Annotated in this window: 17 protein-coding genes and 1 pseudogene; 7 read left to right on the top strand and 11 right to left on the bottom strand. The window is 73.2% G+C overall.

What is annotated here, in order from left to right; all coding sequences use genetic code 11:
- Positions 1-195 precede the first annotated feature (195 nt).
- Positions 196-750, bottom strand: coding sequence for a winged helix-turn-helix domain-containing protein (locus AB0C17_RS07895; RefSeq protein ID WP_357472118.1), 555 nt, complete (start codon positions 748-750; stop codon positions 196-198).
- Positions 751-1,010: 260 nt separating this feature from the next.
- On the opposite strand from AB0C17_RS07895, the gene AB0C17_RS07890 reads away from it, so the two are divergent.
- Positions 1,011-5,408, top strand: a complete 4,398-nt coding sequence (locus AB0C17_RS07890) for a S8 family serine peptidase (RefSeq protein WP_357477340.1) — start codon at positions 1,011-1,013, stop codon at positions 5,406-5,408.
- Between the two features lie 153 nt (positions 5,409-5,561).
- Here the strand turns inward: AB0C17_RS07890 and AB0C17_RS07885 are convergent, their stop codons facing one another.
- The gene (locus tag AB0C17_RS07885) at positions 5,562-6,053 is read right to left on the bottom strand and encodes a winged helix-turn-helix domain-containing protein (protein WP_357390519.1); all 492 of its coding nucleotides are present in this window, start codon (positions 6,051-6,053) and stop codon (positions 5,562-5,564) included.
- Here AB0C17_RS07885 and AB0C17_RS07880 point away from each other — a divergent pair.
- Positions 5,940-6,527: pseudogene (locus AB0C17_RS07880) on the top strand (hypothetical protein); the annotation flags it as partial. The gene AB0C17_RS07885 and the pseudogene AB0C17_RS07880 sit on opposite strands and share 114 nt — an antisense overlap.
- A 30-nt stretch (positions 6,528-6,557) precedes the next feature.
- On the opposite strand, the gene AB0C17_RS07875 reads toward AB0C17_RS07880, so the two are convergent.
- Positions 6,558-7,592: a sigma-70 family RNA polymerase sigma factor gene (locus tag AB0C17_RS07875; protein WP_357472112.1), complete on the bottom strand. Its 1,035-nt coding sequence runs from the start codon at positions 7,590-7,592 to the stop codon at positions 6,558-6,560.
- A 96-nt stretch (positions 7,593-7,688) separates the two neighbouring features.
- Between AB0C17_RS07875 and AB0C17_RS07870 the strand changes: the two genes are divergently transcribed.
- Together AB0C17_RS07870 and AB0C17_RS07865 are read left to right on the top strand one after the other, a co-directional pair.
- The gene (locus AB0C17_RS07870; protein WP_357472109.1) at positions 7,689-8,516 is read left to right on the top strand and encodes an alpha/beta fold hydrolase; all 828 of its coding nucleotides are present in this window, start codon (positions 7,689-7,691) and stop codon (positions 8,514-8,516) included.
- A gap of 67 nt (positions 8,517-8,583) precedes the next feature.
- Complete coding sequence (locus tag AB0C17_RS07865) at positions 8,584-8,811, top strand: hypothetical protein (RefSeq protein WP_357390513.1); 228 nt, start codon at positions 8,584-8,586, stop codon at positions 8,809-8,811.
- Positions 8,812-8,859: 48 nt separating this feature from the next.
- Here AB0C17_RS07865 and AB0C17_RS07860 read toward each other — a convergent pair whose 3' ends face one another.
- The 4 genes from AB0C17_RS07860 to AB0C17_RS07845 all read right to left on the bottom strand — a co-directional run bounded on the left by AB0C17_RS07860 (position 8,860) and on the right by AB0C17_RS07845 (position 11,973).
- Positions 8,860-9,690 (bottom strand): 5'/3'-nucleotidase SurE, encoded by an 831-nt coding sequence (locus tag AB0C17_RS07860; protein ID WP_357477337.1) that lies wholly within the window; start codon positions 9,688-9,690, stop codon positions 8,860-8,862.
- Positions 9,680-10,621 (bottom strand): PfkB family carbohydrate kinase, encoded by a 942-nt coding sequence (locus tag AB0C17_RS07855; RefSeq protein ID WP_357472100.1) that lies wholly within the window; start codon positions 10,619-10,621, stop codon positions 9,680-9,682. The genes AB0C17_RS07860 and AB0C17_RS07855 overlap by 11 nt, the downstream gene beginning before the upstream one ends.
- Positions 10,622-10,663: 42 nt before the next feature.
- The gene (locus AB0C17_RS07850; RefSeq protein WP_357477334.1) at positions 10,664-10,876 is read right to left on the bottom strand and encodes a hypothetical protein; all 213 of its coding nucleotides are present in this window, start codon (positions 10,874-10,876) and stop codon (positions 10,664-10,666) included.
- 149 nt (positions 10,877-11,025) lie between these two features.
- The gene (locus AB0C17_RS07845) at positions 11,026-11,973 is read right to left on the bottom strand and encodes an FAD-dependent oxidoreductase (RefSeq protein ID WP_357477331.1); all 948 of its coding nucleotides are present in this window, start codon (positions 11,971-11,973) and stop codon (positions 11,026-11,028) included.
- A gap of 106 nt (positions 11,974-12,079) precedes the next feature.
- Between AB0C17_RS07845 and AB0C17_RS07840 the strand changes: the two genes are divergently transcribed.
- Complete coding sequence (locus AB0C17_RS07840; RefSeq protein WP_357477838.1) at positions 12,080-12,673, top strand: SUKH-4 family immunity protein; 594 nt, start codon at positions 12,080-12,082, stop codon at positions 12,671-12,673.
- A gap of 40 nt (positions 12,674-12,713) precedes the next feature.
- Here the strand turns inward: AB0C17_RS07840 and AB0C17_RS07835 are convergent, their stop codons facing one another.
- Positions 12,714-13,598 carry a hypothetical protein gene (locus tag AB0C17_RS07835; protein WP_357477328.1) on the bottom strand — a complete coding sequence of 295 codons (885 nt, stop codon included), beginning with the start codon at positions 13,596-13,598 and terminating at the stop codon, positions 12,714-12,716.
- A 47-nt stretch (positions 13,599-13,645) separates the two neighbouring features.
- Positions 13,646-14,260, bottom strand: a complete 615-nt coding sequence (locus AB0C17_RS07830) for a dihydrofolate reductase family protein (protein ID WP_357477326.1) — start codon at positions 14,258-14,260, stop codon at positions 13,646-13,648.
- Between the two features lie 159 nt (positions 14,261-14,419).
- Between AB0C17_RS07830 and AB0C17_RS07825 the strand changes: the two genes are divergently transcribed.
- Positions 14,420-14,779: an ADP-ribosylation/crystallin J1 gene (locus AB0C17_RS07825; RefSeq protein ID WP_357477323.1), complete on the top strand. Its 360-nt coding sequence runs from the start codon at positions 14,420-14,422 to the stop codon at positions 14,777-14,779.
- A 49-nt stretch (positions 14,780-14,828) separates the two neighbouring features.
- Here the strand turns inward: AB0C17_RS07825 and AB0C17_RS07820 are convergent, their stop codons facing one another.
- Positions 14,829-15,566, bottom strand: coding sequence for a VOC family protein (locus AB0C17_RS07820; protein WP_357477321.1), 738 nt, complete (start codon positions 15,564-15,566; stop codon positions 14,829-14,831).
- A 144-nt stretch (positions 15,567-15,710) separates the two neighbouring features.
- Between AB0C17_RS07820 and AB0C17_RS07815 the strand changes: the two genes are divergently transcribed.
- Positions 15,711-16,136, top strand: coding sequence for a hypothetical protein (locus tag AB0C17_RS07815; protein ID WP_357477319.1), 426 nt, complete (start codon positions 15,711-15,713; stop codon positions 16,134-16,136).
- A gap of 93 nt (positions 16,137-16,229) precedes the next feature.
- Here AB0C17_RS07815 and AB0C17_RS07810 read toward each other — a convergent pair whose 3' ends face one another.
- On the bottom strand, positions 16,230-16,946 hold the full coding sequence (locus tag AB0C17_RS07810; protein WP_357477317.1) for a hypothetical protein: 717 nt from the start codon (positions 16,944-16,946) through the stop codon (positions 16,230-16,232).
- Positions 16,947-17,046 lie beyond the last annotated feature (100 nt).

Here is a 17,046-nt window from a genome sequence, read left to right as displayed (position 1 = left end):
GGACGTCACCGTAGGAGGCAAAGACTTCTCGCGATACATGCCGCACCGGTAATCGACCGGTCGCCATCAATTCCGGCCACACCGGCGGGGCGCCTCCGCCGATCGGGTCACCGGCTGTCACCGTCCGGCCGTGCGCGCCGTCGGGTCCGCGACATCACCGTTGCGGCGGGCTCAGGGCGCCCCGTGGACGGACGGTCAGTCGCCCCGTACCCGGGGTTGGCGGTGGTCGGTCAGCCGCAGGCCGACGCCGCGTACCGCCGCGATGGTGACGCCGGTGCCCAGCCCGTCGAGCTTACGGCGCAACCGCTTCACCAGGGACTGCACGTCGGCGCGGCCATGCGTCGGCGCGTCGCGCCAGACCGCCCGGTGCAGCTCGGCGTAGCTCCACACCCGTACCGGCTCGGCGGTGAGGCAGGTCAGCAGGTCACGCTCCAGCCGGGTCAGGGCGGTCTCGCGGTCACCCCACCGGGCGGTCGAGAGGGCGGCGTCGATCACCAGCGCGCCGTCCGGCGCGGGCTCGTCCGGGGGTACGGGCCGAGCCGGCGCGTCGGGCGGGGCCGGCGCATCTGTCATGATCAACTCGCGTAGCTCGTCCAGATCGGTGACCATCAGAAGAGGCGCGACGCCGTCCAGCAGCTCGGTCAGCCGCAGCCGCTCGGCCGGCGACGACGTCACGCCGATGACGAGCGAGAAGGGCCGCTCCGGCGGGTCGGTGCCGGAGTCAGCCGCGTTCGTGCCGTCAGTCGTCACCGCGCCCCACCGTGACAGAAACTGTCAACAAGCCGCCCGACACGGGGGCCTGTTGGTGACATGTTGCTCACGTACGGTCATTGATCGTTCCTTACTGTCGATCATAGTGTCCACTCAGGCGTCCGGCGCAGACCCGCACGGCGCCTAGGGGGCCTGGGGGGTTCTTGCAACACCGGTGCGACCAGTCGGGAGAGTCCGTCTCCTGGCCCTTCTGCCATGGCTCGATCATCAGCGGGTCATCGGAGTAGGAGGCAGCACCGATGCTGAGACGTCCACACAGATGGGGCCCGGCCCGGCGGCTGGTGAGCGCGGGCGCCGCCCTGGTGCTCGCCGCCACCGCGCTGGCCGCCACCGGCACGGGGGCCCAGGCCGGCACCGGCGCCGGCGCGTCGGCCGGCGACAAGATCCGTCCCGAACTCACCCGTCAGCTCCAGGGCAAGAGCGAGGGCGACTTCTGGATCCACTTCGGCGCCAAGGCGGACCTGGGCAAGGCCGCCGCGATCAAGGACTGGAACGAGCGCGGGGCCGCCGTCGCGGCGGCGCTGAAGAAGACCGCCGCCGACAGCCAGTCGAAGATCCGCGCCGAGCTGGACCGCTCGGGCACGAAGTACCAGACCTTCTGGGCGACGAACGCCATCAAGGTCACCGACGGCTCGCTGACCATGGCACAGAACTTCGCCGCCCACTCCGAGGTGGACGGCCTGTACGCGCCGGTGGAGTACAAGCTGCCGGAGACCACCCCGGGCACCGACGAGAAGTCGGCGAACGCCCTGGAGTGGGGCATCGCCAACATCAACGCCGACGACGTCTGGTCCCAGTACGGCGTCAAGGGCGCCGGCATCACCGTGGCCAGCATCGACAGCGGCGTCCAGTTCAACCACCCGGCGCTGGTGAACGCCTACCGCGGCAACAACGGTGACGGCACCTTCGACCACGACTACAACTGGTTCGACGCGGCCGGCGAGTGCGCCACCGCGCCGTGCGACTCCGACGGCCACGGCACGCACACCATGGGCACCATGGCCGGCGCCGACGGGGCCAACCAGATCGGTGTCGCCCCCGAGGTCAAGTGGATCGCCGCGAACGGGTGCTGCCCGTCCGACGCCGCGCTGATCTCCTCCGGGCAGTGGATGCTGGAGCCCACCGACCTCAACGGGCAGAACCCGGACGCCAGCAAGCGGCCGAACATCATCAACAACTCGTGGGGCACCACGGCGCCGTCCAACCAGCCGTTCATGGAGGACGTCACGAACGCCTGGACCGCGTCCGGCATCTTCGGCGTCTGGTCAAACGGCAACAACGGCCCGTCCTGCCAGACCAGCGGCTCACCGGGCAGCCTGGCGAGCAACTACTCGGCCGGCGCGTACGACGTCAACAACAACATCGCCAGCTTCTCGTCCCGGGGCACCGGGCAGAACGGCGAGATCAAGCCGAACATCTCGGCCCCTGGTGTGAACGTGCGCTCCAGCGTGCCGACCAACTCGTACGCCAGCATCAGCGGCACCTCGATGGCGGCGCCGCACCTGGCCGGCGCGATCGCGCTGCTCTGGTCGGCGGCGCCCACGCTGGTCGGCGACGTCACCGCGACCCGCGCGCTGCTGAACGACACGGCGATCGACAAGGGCGACGCGCAGTGCGGCGGCACCACCGACGACAACAACGTCTACGGCGAGGGCCGCCTGGACGCGCTCGCGCTACTGGCCGCCGCCCCGATCGGCGACAACGGCACGCTGGCCGGCAAGGTCACCGACGCCGCCACCGGCGCCGGGATCGCCGGCGCGAGCGTCACCCTGACCGGCGCGGCGGACCGCACGCTGACCACCGGCGCGGACGGGACGTACTCCTCGCTCCTGCCGGCCGGCGACTACCAGGTGGTCGTCTCGGCGTTCGGGTACGCGACCCGCACGCTGTCGGCGACCGTCACCGCGAACACGACCACCACGCTGGACGTGGCGCTCACCGCGGTGGCGAGCGTCACGGTCAGCGGGCAGGTCACCGACGGTTCCGGGCACGGCTGGCCGCTGTACGCGAAGGTGAGCGTCGAGGGCACGCCGATCTCCGACTACACCACGCCGACGACCGGCCGCTACAGCCTGTCGCTGCCGGCCGGGACGACGTACCGGCTCAAGGTCGAGCCGCAGTACGCCGGCTACCTGACCACCACCAAGGAGGTCACCGTCGGGTCCGCCAACGTGACCGCGAACATCGCGGTGCAGGCGAACCCGGAGGCGTGCGCCACCGCCCCCGGCTACACGGTCAGCTCCGACGGCGTGTACGAGACCTTCGACGGCACCGGCACCCCGGACGGCTGGACCGTTGTGGACAACGCCGGCACCGGCCAGGTCTGGGAGTTCACCGACGCCGGTGAGCGCGGCAACCTGACCGGCGGCAGCGGCAACTTCGCCATCATCGACAGCGACAACTACGGCAGCGGCGGGCGGCAGGACACGTCGCTGGTCAGCCCGGTGGTCGACCTGACCGGCGTGACCACGCCGGTGATCCGGTTCAACCAGGACTACAACTGGCTCAACAGCGACCGCGCGGACGTCGACCTGAGCCTGGACGGCGGCACCACGTGGAGCAACGTGCTGCGGCAGGCCGCCGACGTGCGCGGGCCCCGGGTGACCGAGGTGCCGATCCCGCAGGCGGCCGGCCAGTCGCAGGTGCGGGTGCGCTTCCACTACTACGAGGCGAGCTGGGAGTGGTGGTGGCAGGTCGACAACGTCCTCATCGGCAGCAAGCTCGTCTGCAAGCCGGTCAAGGGCGGCCTGGTCCTCGGCCACGTCCGGGACAAGAACGACAACAGCTACGTCAACGGCGCCACGGTGACCAGCAAGGACCGCCCGGCGGAGAAGGCCACCACGGTGGCCACGCCGGACGACACCGAGCTGCCCGACGGCTTCTACTGGATGTTCTCGTCGCTGACCGGGACGCACCCGTTCACCGCCAGCGCCGGCAACTACGTGAGCCAGACCAAGCAGGTGGCGGTCGAGGAGGACTGGGCCACGGCGGCCAACTTCCAGCTCGCCGCCGGCCGGCTGTCGGTGAAGCCGACCTCGATTACCGGCACGGTCCGGATGCCGAGCGGGAAGGTCAGCAAGACCTTCACCGTGACGAACACCGGCGGGGCGCCGGTGACCGCCGAGTTCAGCGAGCGTGACGGCGGGTTCGTGCTGCAACGGGCCGACGGTTCCCAGTTGTCCCAGCAGGCGCTGCTCGGCTCGACCGGCGCGCCGGTCCAGCGGCTGACCGCCGCGACGTCGTTCGCCGCCCGCTCGTCCGGCAAGTCGTCCACCGCGATCGCGGCGGCGGCCCCGCAGGCGGACCCGTGGACCGCCATCCCGGGCTACCCGTCGAACGTGATGGACAACCGGGTCGTCAGCGTCGACGGCAAGGTCTACTCCATCGCCGGTGGCGACGGCACCGCGTCGAGCGCCAAGAACTACCGGTACGACCCGATCGCCCAGGCGTGGACCGGGGTCGCCGACCTGCCCGGCGCGCGTAACGCCATGACGGTCGGCGTGGTCGATGGCAAGATCATCGCCACCGGCGGCTGGGGCGCCGCCGGTCCGGACGCCGGAACCTTCTCGTACGACCCGGCGGCGAACACCTGGACCCGCAAGGCCGACAACCCGGCGCCGCGCTCGGCGTCCGGCCAGGCGGTCGCGGGAGGCAAGCTGTACGCGATCGGCGGCTGCACCACTGCCAGCTGCACGCCGATGTCCAACTCGGTGGTCCGCTACGACCCCGGCGCGGACAGCTGGGAGACGCTGCCCGCGTACCCGAAGTCGGTGGCGTTCCTGTCCTGCGGCGGGATCGACGGCACCGTCTACTGCACCGGCGGCAACGACGGCACCACGTCGCAGAAGGTCGGCTACGCCTTCGACCCGTCCGCGAACGCCTGGACCGCCATCCCGGACGCGCCGGCCGACAGCTGGGCCTCCTCGTACGCGGTGGCGAACGGCAAGCTCCTGGTCGTCGGCGGATCGCAGGGCGGCGCCATCACCAACGCCGGCTTCGCGTTCGACCCGGCGACCAACTCGTGGGCGAACCTGCCCAACGCCAACACCGCCCGCTACCGGGGCGGCGCGGCGTGCGGCTTCTACAAGATCGGCGGCTCGTCGGGCAGCTTCACGGCCACCAAGGACAGCGAGGTCCTGCCCGGCTTCTCCGAGTGCTCGGAGGCCGCCGCCGACGTGAGCTGGCTGACCGTCGACAAGTCGAAGGTCACGCTGGCGCCCGGTGAGAAGGTCACCGTCACCGTCACGATGACGGCGAACGTCGACCAGCCGGGCACGTACTCGGCGTCGGTGGCGATCAAGGAGGACACCCCGTACACGGTGGAGCCGGTGGCGGTGACGATGATCGCGCAGCCGCCGACCACCTGGGGCAAGCTGTCCGGCACGGTCTCCGGCAAGAGCTGCCAGGGCGCCACCGCACCGCTGGCGGGCGTGACGGTGCAGGTCGACTCCTGGGCGAGCTCGTACACCTTCACCACCGACGCGCAGGGCCGGTACGCCTACTGGATGGACCGGCGCAACAACCCGCTGACGCTGATCGTCGCCAAGGACGGCTGGAAGCCCCAGACGCGCCAGACGAAGATCAACAGCAGCACGCCCACGGTGGAGGACTTCACCCTCTCCCCCACCCGCTGCTGACCCCGCACCCGACAGGAACGGCCCGCCCGGCGCACGCGCCGGGCGGGCCGTTCCACACTCTCGTCGATCTTGCACTTTCCGCCCCGGCGAAGCACACGAAAGCCCCGCCCGAGGGGCCGCAAGTGCAAGATCGACGGCAAGGCCGGGCGGGGGTCAGGGAGTGAGGCGCAGACCTACGCCTCGCACGGCGTGGATCTCGGCGGGAGCGTCGAGGCGGCCCAGCTTGCGGCGGAGGCGGCGGACCACCGAGTGCATGTCCGAGCGCCGCCCGAGGTGGTCGTTGCCCCAGACCGCGCGGTGCAGCCGGGCGTACGTCCACACCTGGCCGGGTGTGCCGGTGAGGCAGACCAGCAGGTCGTGCTCCAGCGGCGTCAACCCGATCTCCCGCTCCCGCCAGCGCAGCACCCGCCGGTCGGAGTCGACAGCGAGCTCCCGCCGGGGCGGCTCGGCCGGCGCTTCGTCACCCACGGGCGGGTGCGGCACGACGGTGAGCGCGGGCCGGCGTACCAGGTCGAGGAAGCGGCGGGCCTGATGGGCGCTGGACACGATCAGGAACGACTCGGTGCCGCCGAGCAGTTGGGCGAGCTGCCGGCGCTCGGCCGACGAGGTCGCGATGCCGATGACCAAGGACGGAAGCCCTGTCATCCGTTCCCACCTTTCCGGCAGGCTGAACCGCAACGCCGGGCGGTCGCCAGGCAGACGTCGCGGGGGCACCTGGCTTGCGGAGTTCGACCCGAGGGGTGCGGGAGCTGCGGTTTCGTGAGGCTTCGGGGTGAACTACCGGGATCATATAGCCGAGCACCGATGATTGGTATAGCAGTTAACGTCTATGTAACTGCGTGCGACAAGGCGGTCGAGGCAAATCGCGCCGACGCGCGCGTACCGATGAGAGCGGGGACGTACGGCGGTCCAACGCCTGTGATCACCCACCTGCTCCGCCTGGCCGACGGGACGCCGACCCGCGCGGAGATCGCGGCCCGCTGCGCCGAACTGGCCGAGGCGCTGCGCGACCGCGACCGGGGCGTGGTGGTGTGCGACGTGTCCGCGGTGACCGCACCCGACCTGGTCACGGTCGAGGTGCTGGCGCGGCTGCGCCTGACCGCCCGGCGGCTCGGCTGGCGGCTCGAGGTACGCGGCGCGTGCGTGGGCCTACGCGAACTGGCCGGCCTGCTCGGGCTGGCCGGCGCCCTCCTCCAGCCGGGCGGGCAGCCCGAACAGCGGGAACAGCCGGTCGACGTCGTGGAAGTTGTTGAGCGACGTGATCCGCCCCCCGGAGACGCCGATCACGATCAACGCCCACGGCACGTGACCTGAGCCGTCGGGGTCGCACCGGTACTGGCCGAACGCGGGCATCCCGTTGGCGGCCGTCGGCACCAGTCGGGAACCGCGGCAGCCGCTGCCAGTGCCGGCCATCCACGCGGCGATGTGCGCGGAGCCGCGCAGCCACAGCGGCAGCGGCGGCATCGACAGCGTCGCGTCCTCGTGCAGCAACGCGGTGAGCGCCGCCAGGTCGTACGCCTCGAAGGCCCGCACGTAGCGGGCGAGCAGCGCCTGCTGCTCGCTGTCGAGCGGACGGCGCACCTCGGTCTCGGTGTCGGCCGAGGCGATCGTGGCGCGCGCCCGTTGCAGCGCGCTGTTGACGCTCGCCACCGACGTGTCCAGCAGTTCGGCGGTCTCCTGGGCCGACCAGGCCAGCACCTCGCGCAGGATCAGCACGGCCCGCTGCTTCGGCGGCAGGTGCTGCAACGCCGCGACGAACGCCAGCCGGACCGACTCCCGGCCGGCGACCACCTCGGCCGGGTCGGCGACCTCGGGCAGCACCCGGTCGTCGGGCGCCGGACCGAACCAGATCTGCTCCGGGCGCGGCTCGCCGGGATGGGTGGCGGTGCCGACGCCCGCTGGACCGAGGTCCATCGGCCGGATCCGGCGCTGCGCGCTCGTGGACATGGTGAGGCAGACGTTCGTGGCGATCCGGTAGAGCCAGGTCCGCAGGGCGGACCGCCCCTCGAACTTGTCGAAATTGCGCCAGGCCCGGACGAATGTGTCCTGCACCGCGTCCTCGGCCTCGAAGGCCGAACCCAGCATCCGGTAGCAGTAGCCGGTCAACTCCGACCGGTACGCCTCGAGTTGCGCCTCGACGGGAACGCTCGCCACCTCGCTCACCTCGCCGAACCTAGCCCACATGCAGCGTCGATGCGAGCACGTTCGATCCCGCACCGATGATTCCGTGCCGCCCTCCCGGTCCACCAGCCGTCAGGTCACCACATCCGAGGAGCACCGATGACAACAGCGCAGCGCGACGAGACCCACGCCCCCGGGCGGTACGCCGACGTCAACGGCGTCCACCTGTACTACGAGACGCACGGCGCCGGCCGGCCGATGATCCTGCTGCACGGCGGCCTCACCTCGGGTGAGATGTTCGCGCCGATCCTGCCCGCGCTCACCGCGCGGCACCAGGTGACCCTGGTGGACCTCCAGGGGCACGGCCGCACCGCCGACGTGGACCGCCCGCTCGACACGGCGCTGATGGCCGACGACGTCGCCGCGCTGATCGACCACCTCGGGCTGGACCGGCCGGACGTGGTCGGCTTCTCGCTCGGCGGCGGGGTCGCCCTGCACGTCGGTTTCCGGCACCCCGAGAAGGTCGGCCGGCTGGTCGCCGCGTCCGCGCACATCCGCCGCGACGCGGTGTATCCGGAGATGCTGGCGCAGCAGGGCCAGGTCGGCGCCGGGGCCGCCGAGTTCATGAAGGAGACCCCGATGTACGAGCTGTACCAGCGGGTCGCGCCGCGGCCGGCGGACTTCCCCCGGCTGCTCGACAAGATCGGCGAGGCGATGCGGCAGGACTTCGACCTCACCGAGCAGGTGCGGGCCCTGCGGGTGCCGACGCTCGTGGTGGCCGCCGACGCGGACATGGCCCCGCCGAGCCACTTCGTCGAGGTGTTCGGGCTGCTCGACGGCGGCCGGCGCGACGGCGGCTGGGCGGGCGAGGGACGCCCGGCGGGCGGGCACGCGCTGGCGATCCTGCCCGGCCTGACCCACTACGACATCGACCAGTCGCCGCTGTTCGCCGCCGTCACCCTGGACTTCCTCGACCGGGGACGCTGACGTCGCACGTGTGCTGCCCTCCGTCCCGGGGTACCGCTATTCAAGGAACACCGGTGAGGAGGACGAGATGACCGACCCCAGGTACGCACCGATCGGGCTGGCCACCGCCGGGCAGCTGGTCCCCGACGACGGGCAGGCCGACGGCGGCGAGGTCGTCGGCGCCGACGACGCGGCGGCGGACGCCGCCCGGGCCGGCGCCGACGTGGATCTGTCCCGGGCCGACCGGGACGGCGACGGCGTTCCCGTGGGCGCCGCCGACGCCGAGGCCGACCGCAGGCGCGCGGCCGGCGAGTGACGCTTCCCGCCCCGCCACCCGTACGACGGTGGCGGGGCGGACCCGTCCTCAGCCGTCGACCGGCAGCTCCACATCGGGCAGGTGGCCGAGCGCCCGGATCGCTGTCACCGCGGCGTACCCGTCGGCCAGCCAGGCGATGTCGGTGCCGGGGACCGCGCGGACGGCGTTCTCCTCCACCGCCGTACGCACGAAGCCCTCGCCGCGCTCGGCGACCGACACCTGCACCTGCCCGAACGGCGCCAGGGTCGCCTGGCGCAGCCCGGCCACCTGATCGGCCGGCAGGTCGGGCACGTTGAGGTTGAGCACCGTGCCCGGCTCCGCGCCGGCCAGCCAGGGCAGCAGCCTCCCGGCCAGCTCGGCGGCGCTCGACCAGTGGCGGGACTCGTCGTCCACGCTGTCCAGCACCGCGATCGCCGCGCCGCCGCTCCCGGCGCTCGCCGCCGCCGGGGTGAGCACGTCGAGCGACACGGCGAGCGCGCGGATGCCGTTGTTCCCGGCGGTCAGCGCCGCGCCGACGGTGCCGGAGTGCAGCACCGCGTGGCCCGCGTTGGCGCCCCGGTTGATGCCGGACAGCAGCAGGTCCGGCACCGGCCCGAACACGCCGAGCCCGGCCAGCACCGTGATGTACGCCGGGGAGGCGGCCACCGCGTACGCGGGCACGCCGGGCAGCCCGTCCAGCTCGGTCTCGCGGAACACCAGCCGTCCGTCCTCGGTCACCGCGGACAGCGCCGCGCTCATCCCGCTCGCCTCGTGCTGCGGCGCGGCGACCACCACGTCCAGCCCGCGTTCGTACGCGGACCGGGCCAGCGCGCGGATGCCGGGGGCGTGCACGCCGTCGTCGTTCGTCACCAGCACCCGGGGTCGCCGGTCAGCCGTCATCGTCGCCACCGTCCAGCGGGGTCAGCCGTACCCGGCCGGCCAGTTCGCGTACCGCCTCGGCCCGGCCGGTGCCGAGCCCGTGCCGGGTCACGTTGAGCGCGCCGGCGGCGGCGCCGACGTGCAGCGCCTCCCGCAGGTCACCGCCCCGGGCCAGCACCGCCGCCACCCCGGCGGTCATCGAGTCACCGGCGCCCCGGTGGTCGGCCAGTTCCAGCGGCGGCGCGTGCACCAGCAGCGGCTCGCCGTCCTCCGGCAGCGCCAGCGCGGGCTCCCCGGCCCGGCTGATCAGCACCGTCCGCGCGCCGCGTTCCTGGCACCGGCGGCCGGCGTCGCGCAGCGCGTCCACGCTGTCGTCCTTGGCCAGGCCGTCGTCGAGCAGTTCCTCGTGGCTGACCTTCAGCACCGTCACGCCGCCGTCGAGCACCGCCTCCAGGTACGGCCCGGACAGGTCCGCCACCACCGTCCCACCGTTGGCGCTCAGGTCGGCGGCGAGCCGGCGGTAGATGTCCGGGTCCACCACCTGCGGGTCGGCCGGCCCGCTGAGCACGCTGACCGGCGCGCGCAGCCCTTCGGTGAGCGTCACCGTGTACAGCTCGTCGATGTCGTGCCGCACCATGGGCGCGCCCGGGTGCTCGGCGATCTCGGTCCGCTCGCCGTCGCGCCGGTCGTGCACGTACCAGCCGGTGCCGGACTCCCGCCGCACCACCCGTACCGTGACGTCCTCGTCTTCGAGCAGCTTGCGGACCGCGTCGCCGACCTCGCCGCCGAGGCCCACACACATCGTGACCGGCACGCCGAGCGCGGCGATCATCCGGGTCTGCCACACCCCCTGCCCACCGGGGTGCAGATGCAGCTCGGGCGCGTCGCCCTGCTGCTCGATCGTCACCGTCAACAGCGGCGCCGGGGCGAACACCATCACCTTCTGATCCATCCGCCAGTGTTGCCCGCGGACCGGCCCCGGTAATCCCCCAGGTCAGCGCGTACGCGCGGCGGTACGGCGACGCCGCAGGTACGGCAGCGCGAACAGGTAGAGGCCGCTGGCCAGGAGCAGGGCGAGCGGCGCCAGCGGCACGTAGGAGACCCACACGATCGGGTCCTTCTGAGCCAGTGCCACGAAGGTGATCACAACGGTCACGGTGAAGACGACGGAGAACCAGCGGTGCAACTGGCGGATGCGCGTGTCCATGGGTGACGACCTCCCGGCGATGGCCTCCCCGGCGGGGTGGCCCGTGCCGGAAACGCTAGGTCAGGGCACCCGCCCAGGGCTTCTCGATTCCTGACCGGTCGACGCCGCGCCGTTGGAGCGCTGCTCGGGCGGCTCGGGCAGCTCCGGCGTCAGGCGGCGGCAAGGGCGAGATCGGCCGCCTCGGCGGCGCAGCCCCAGGACAGCGTCACCCCCGCACCGCCGTGCCCGTACGCGTGCACCAGCCGCCCGTCCGCCGGGTCCACCTCGACCCGGGGGCCGCCGCGCCGGACCGGCCGCAGACCGATCCGCTCCCCCAGCACCGGCGCCTCAGCGAGCTGCGGCACCAGCGCCACGCACCGGCGCCGGATCGCCGCCGCCTCCTCCGGGTCGGGGCCGGTGTGCGCGACCCCCTCGTCGTAGGTGCCGCCGAGCACCACGTCGTGCCGGCGCGGATGCACGTACGTGACACCGGCCGGGTCGTCCTCGTCGCGTACCGAGACGTCCAGGCCGGGGTTGGCCACCAGCAGGACGTGCCCGCGCGCCGGGTACACGGCCGGGTCGGCGGCGAGCCGTCCGGCGGCCAGGCCGGTCGCGTTCACCACCACCGGCGCGAACTCGTACGCCTCGGCGAGCGTGCCCAGCGCGCGGCGGACGACCCGGCCGCCGCCCGCCTCCAGGCGCTGCCGCAGCCAGGTGAGGTAGCTGGTCATCTCCACCGACGGGGCGGTGAACCGCAGCAGCGCGGTGTACGGCGGCTCCGCCGGCTCGGCCGTCAGGTCGCCGCAGGCGTCGGCCCACCAGGGCGGCCCGGTGTAGGGGTGGCGCAGCCACATCCGGGTGGGCCGGTCGACCACTCCCGGCACGCCGTCGGCCGCCTGGCGGCGCAGCTCGGCGTGGGTGTCGCGGGCCCAGCGCAGCACCCGGGGATCCTGCTGCGTGTGGCTCGGGTACCAGACCGCGGCGGCCACCGCCGACACCGTGTCGGCCGGGTCGTGGGCGGTCAGCACGGTGACCCGCGCGCCGCGCCCCTGGAGCGTCAGCGCTGTCGTCATCCCGATCACGCCACCGCCGGCCACCACCACGTCCGCCTTCGTCATGACGCCATGATGGCGCAGATCCCGTAAGCGCGGTCGGAGCGGGCACGGCGCCGGTACGGGCGGCGCCGGGTCGTTCGTCCGTCGTGATGGGTGCGGTAGCTGCTGCCTGGTACAACCGGCAGACCTCGATCCGAAGAGAGGTAGTGGAATGCCCTCCGAACTCGCGCGGCTTCTCGACGAACTCCGCGCCGACCTGGCCGCCGACGAGCCGGCCGGTCCGGCGTACGCGCGGATCGCCGCCCCGGCCGACGCCGGTGACGTGCCGGCGGAGCTGCCGGCGGGCCTGCGTGACCTGCTGCTCGCCGCCGACGGCCTGCGGGCCGGCGCGTTCGAGCTGGTCTCGGTCGACCGGCTCGCCGACGTGCAGTACTTCCTCGACCACGCGCCCGGCTTCTCCCCCATCCCCCGGGACAAGAATGACTGGCTGGTCGTCGCCACGTGCCGTGACGAGCCGATCTTCCTGGAGCGGGCGACCGGCTCGGTGTGGTACTTCCCGCCGACCGGCACCGAGTGGTTCATGGCCGACGCGTTCGAGGAGCTGGCACCCGGCCTCGACTCGTTCGTGCACTACTACGTGCTCGGTCCCGGCTACGCCGAGCTGGTCACCGACGACGACGGGTGGTACGCGTTCCTGCACCGGCAGGGCCTGCTCGACGACGCGGACGAGGAGGGCGAGGACGAGGACGAGGCGCAGCCGTGACCGGGGAGCCGCTGATCGAGCTGGTGTCGGCCGCCTGACGTCAGCCGGACTCCGCCCGCGCGGGCACCGCCGGTGCGGCGCGGTCCGCGCCGGTCAGGCCGGCGACGAGCAGCAGGTACGCGGCCAGCTCGACCACCGCCACGAGGGCCGGCACGGGTTGTGGCAGCGTCCGGGTGGGTGTGATGGCGTACCAGGCGAACAGGGCGGTGCCGTCGGCCGAACCGGGCAGGCGCAGGGCCTCGATGCCCGAGTCGAGCAGCGGCAACGCGAGCACCGCCAGCAGCGCCGCACCGGTCGCGGCGAGCCGCCGGCCCCGCCCGGCCAGCAGCACGGCGAGCCCCAGCGCGGCGAGCGCGAGCGCCAGCGGCGGCAGCACCGCGAGGAGGAGCGCGGGCACGACGTCGGCCTGGTCGTTGCCCGGCCCCTCCACCCGGGTCAGCGTGCTCCGGCTGCGGGTCTCCACGGCGGCGACGGCGACGCCGATGTCGGCGACCCGGACGGCCGCGTACCCGACGACGGGCACGGCGGCGACCACGGCGGCGATGAGGTGCCGGCGCCGCCCACGGCCCCGGAACGCGACCAGCAGCACCGCCGTCGCGACCAGCGCCGCCCAGCTGCCGGCGAACGTCGCGTCGAAGCCGGCCGTACTGTCGAAGACCCTGTCGCCGCCGTACACGATCCAGCCGGTGTCCCCGGCGCCCGGTTCGGCCGGCATGGTGCGGACCGCGTCCACGATCAGCGGCGCGAGCGCCACCGGCACCGCCCAGCGCGGGGCCGGCAGTCCGGCGGCGACGGCGTACGCGAGCAGCAGCGCCAGGCTCAGCACCTCCGCGCCGCGCCAGAGCGGTGCGGCCGTCAGGACGCCGACGGCGTGGGCGACGGCGCACACCGCCGCGAGGATCAACAGCAGCCGGGCGCGACGCACCGGCGGATCCTTTCACGACGGACCGACCGGCCGCCGTCCCGCGCTCGTCAGCTGCCGGCCGGCACCTGGTCCCTGATGTCGTCGTAGCCGACGGCGCCCGGCGCCGGGGCCGGGGTGTAGATCACCCGGAGCACGCCGGTCGGGTACGCCTCAGTCGCGGCCACCCGCAGGTGGTACGGCGCGTCGCCCTCGTCGAACAGCCGGCGGCCCTTGCGGGCGGCGACCGGGTGCACCAGCAGCCGCAGTTCGTCCACCAGGCCGGCGGCGAGCAGCTGCCGCACCACCGAGATCGACCCGGGGATGAGGATGCCCTTGATGCCGGCGTCGGCCTTGAGCGCGCGCACGGCGTCGACCAGGTCGCCCTGGATCACCTCGGAGTTGCGCCAGGAGAACTCCAGCGGCTGGCGCGACACGACGACCTTGCGCATGTCGCCGAGCTGCTTGGCGAACGGCGCGTCCTCACCGCCGGCGGCCTCGCGCTCCGGCCAGGCGCCGGCGAAGCTGTCGTACGTCTCGCGCCCGATCAGCAGCACGTCGGAGGTGTCGTAGTCCTCGGTGACGGCGCGGCCCATGTTGTCGTCGAAGTACGGGAAGTGCCAGTCGGGGTCGATCTCGGCGACGCCGTCGGCCGAGATGAACAGCGTGGAGATCACAGTGGCCATCGCGGTGCTCCTTGCCTGTCTGTCCAGGATGTCGACGGTTGGACCGCCGGGGCGGCGCGAACTCATCGCACCCGCTGTCGATTCTGCTGCCGAAACCCGATCGCCGGTCGCGGCACGCCGCCGGTACCGTGCCACGACCGGAGCAGAAGGGGGTACGCGTTGACGGAGACGACGACGATGTGGCGGCCGACCGGCCCACGGGAACTCGACCTCGTCCGCGCCTCCGGCTGGCGGGCCTGGCCGCCTCGGCTGCCGGACCAGCCGATCTTCTATCCGGTGCTCAACGAGCAGTACGCCGTGATGATCGCCCGGGACTGGAACGTGGCGGCCTCCGGCGTCGGCTACGTGACGCGCTTCCACGTCGACAGCGCGTTCGCCGCCCGCTACCCGGTGCGGCAGGCCGGCGGCCGGGACATCCTGGAGCTGTGGGTGCCGGCCGAGGAACTGGACGAGTTCAACCGGCACATCGTCGGGCCGATCGAGGTGGTGCACGAGTTCCGGCCGGAGCGGACGGCCTGACCGGCGCCCGGGCGGGCTGTCGCACCCGCCCGCCCGGTGCCGTGGCCGGTCAGCCCGGGGTGAGCACGCAGAACTCGTTGCCCTCCGGGTCGACGAGCACCCGCCAGTGGGGGTCGGCCCCGCCCAGGTCCGCGTCGGTGGCGCCGAGCGACCGCAGGCGCGCGGTCTCGGCGTCCAGGTCGTCCGACGGGTACGGGCGGACATCGAGGTGGACGCGGTTCCATCCGGTCTTCGCGTCGGCGGTGCGGACGAACCGCAGGTACGGTCCGACGCCCTTCGCCGAGCGCAGCACCGCCTCCCGGTCGGTCACCTCGTGCACCGTCCAGTCGGTGGCCCGGCCCCAGAAGCCGGCCATGGCTCGCGGGTCGGCGCAGTCGACCACCACCGCGCCGATCGGCCCGGTGCCGGCGTACCGCGCGTCCGGCTCCCGTACGCAGAACTCGTTGCCCTCCGGGTCGGCCAGGACCGTCCAGGGCACGTCACCCTGGCCCACGTCGGCGGGGGTGGCGCCGAGGGCGGCCAGGCGCGCGACCAGCTGGGCGTGGTGCGCGGCCGAGGTGGTCGCGAGGTCGACGTGGACACGGTTCTTCGCCGTCTTGGGCTCGGTGGAGACGACGAGGTCGACGTAGAGGACGCGGGGGTCCGGGTACGTGAGGCCCTCGGGTTCGAGGTTCGTCACGCCGGGGGCCTCGCTGGACGTCTCCCAGCCGAGCACCTTCGCCCAGAAGCCGCCGAGCGCCACCTCGTCGTGGGCCTTCATGTTGATCTGTACGAGCCGGGTCGCCATGGCGGCGATGGTAGGTGCCGTGCCCGGTCGCCGTGGTCCCGGCAGGTGATCAGGAATCGAGAAGCGCCCGGTCAGCGCCACGCCATAGCGTTGTCGTCAGGCGGTCGGCGCCACGCGGACCGCGAGCCACGAGGGGGAACCGAGATGTCCGACGGATTCAGCGCCGAGGAGCGCGCCGCGATGAAGGAGCGCGCCGCCGAGCTGCGTGCCGAGGGGAAGAAGGGCGCCAAGAAGGCCGATGACCTTCAGGCGGTGCTCGACCGCATCGCGCAGATGGCGCCGGAGGACCGCGAGCTGGCCGAGCGCGTGCACACGACGATCACGTCCGCCGCGCCGGAGCTGTCCCCGAAGACCTGGTACGGCATGCCCGCGTACGCGAACGCCGCCGGCAAGATCGTCGTGTTCTTCCAGGACGCGGGGAAGTTCAAGTACCGCTATTCGACAGTGGGCTTCCAGGAGGCGGCGAACCTCGACGACGGCGACATGTGGCCGGCGTCGTTCGCGCTGCTGCGGTGGAGCCCGGAGGTGGAGAAGAGGCTGACCGAGCTGGTGCGGGCCGCCGTGTCCTGATCGCGCCGGGCTGCTACTCGCCGCCGCCGCGCCCTGGCTGCTGTCCGGCGGCGTCGCGTACCCGCTCGTACGCCGGGTGGCACGCCGCCGTCGCTAGCGCTGCCAGGAGTCGAGGCCGCGGACCGCGGACCGGGCGATGTCGTCGGCCAGGCCGGGGTCGGCGCTGGTGCCCTCCCAGCCCTGGTCGTGCACGACAGTGACCGCGTCGGCGACCCGGATGACGACGATCTGGCTGGTGGCCCGGCCCTTGGCCGGGCTGCCGTCCGGGCCGGTCGCCGGCCGGCTCACGGTGACCAGCAAGGCCTCGTCCCCGGCCCCCGCCATCGGCCGGGACGTGACTGTGACGCTGCCGCCCGCGGCCGGGAACGACAGGCAGTCCGCCACCGCTCCCCGGACCCGGCGCAGGTAGTCGGCCGCGCCGGTGCCCTCGAAGGCGAAGACGGTCTGGTGCAGCGTGCCGTAGGGGACGTTCTCCGGCGGATCCTTGGGCTGCTTGTAGGTGCTCATCATCGCGGCGCTCGCGGTGACCGACCGCCCGCCGCTGCGGAACTCCTTGTCGCACAGCTCGGGCAGCGCGTCGGCGACCTCGGTCGGCTGCGCGGGGGTCTTGCGCAGCTCCGGCGGCAGGTCGGCGAACGCGGACGTCGGGATCGTCACGGGCCCGCCGCGCGACTGTGACGCCGACGGTGTGGCGGACGTCGGGCCCCCGGCCGGCGTCGAGGTCGTGCTCGCGCCGCCGCCGTCGTTCCCGCCGCCGTCGCCGCAGGCGCCGGCCAGCAGCGTGGCGACGAGCAGGGGTACGCCAAGCATCCGCCTCCGGCGACTCGGTGCCCTCACGTCGACCTCCGTCCCGTGCCCCGTCCCGACGACGTTCCCGATGCGGCGTCACCCGAAACAGCATCGCCACTCC

Source organism: Micromonospora sp. NPDC048887 (genome assembly GCF_040649715.1).
Classification (GTDB): Bacteria; Actinomycetota; Actinomycetes; order Mycobacteriales; family Micromonosporaceae; genus Micromonospora.
The sequence above is the reverse complement of the archived record's forward strand: the minus strand, read 5'-3'. Positions and strand labels throughout refer to the sequence as shown.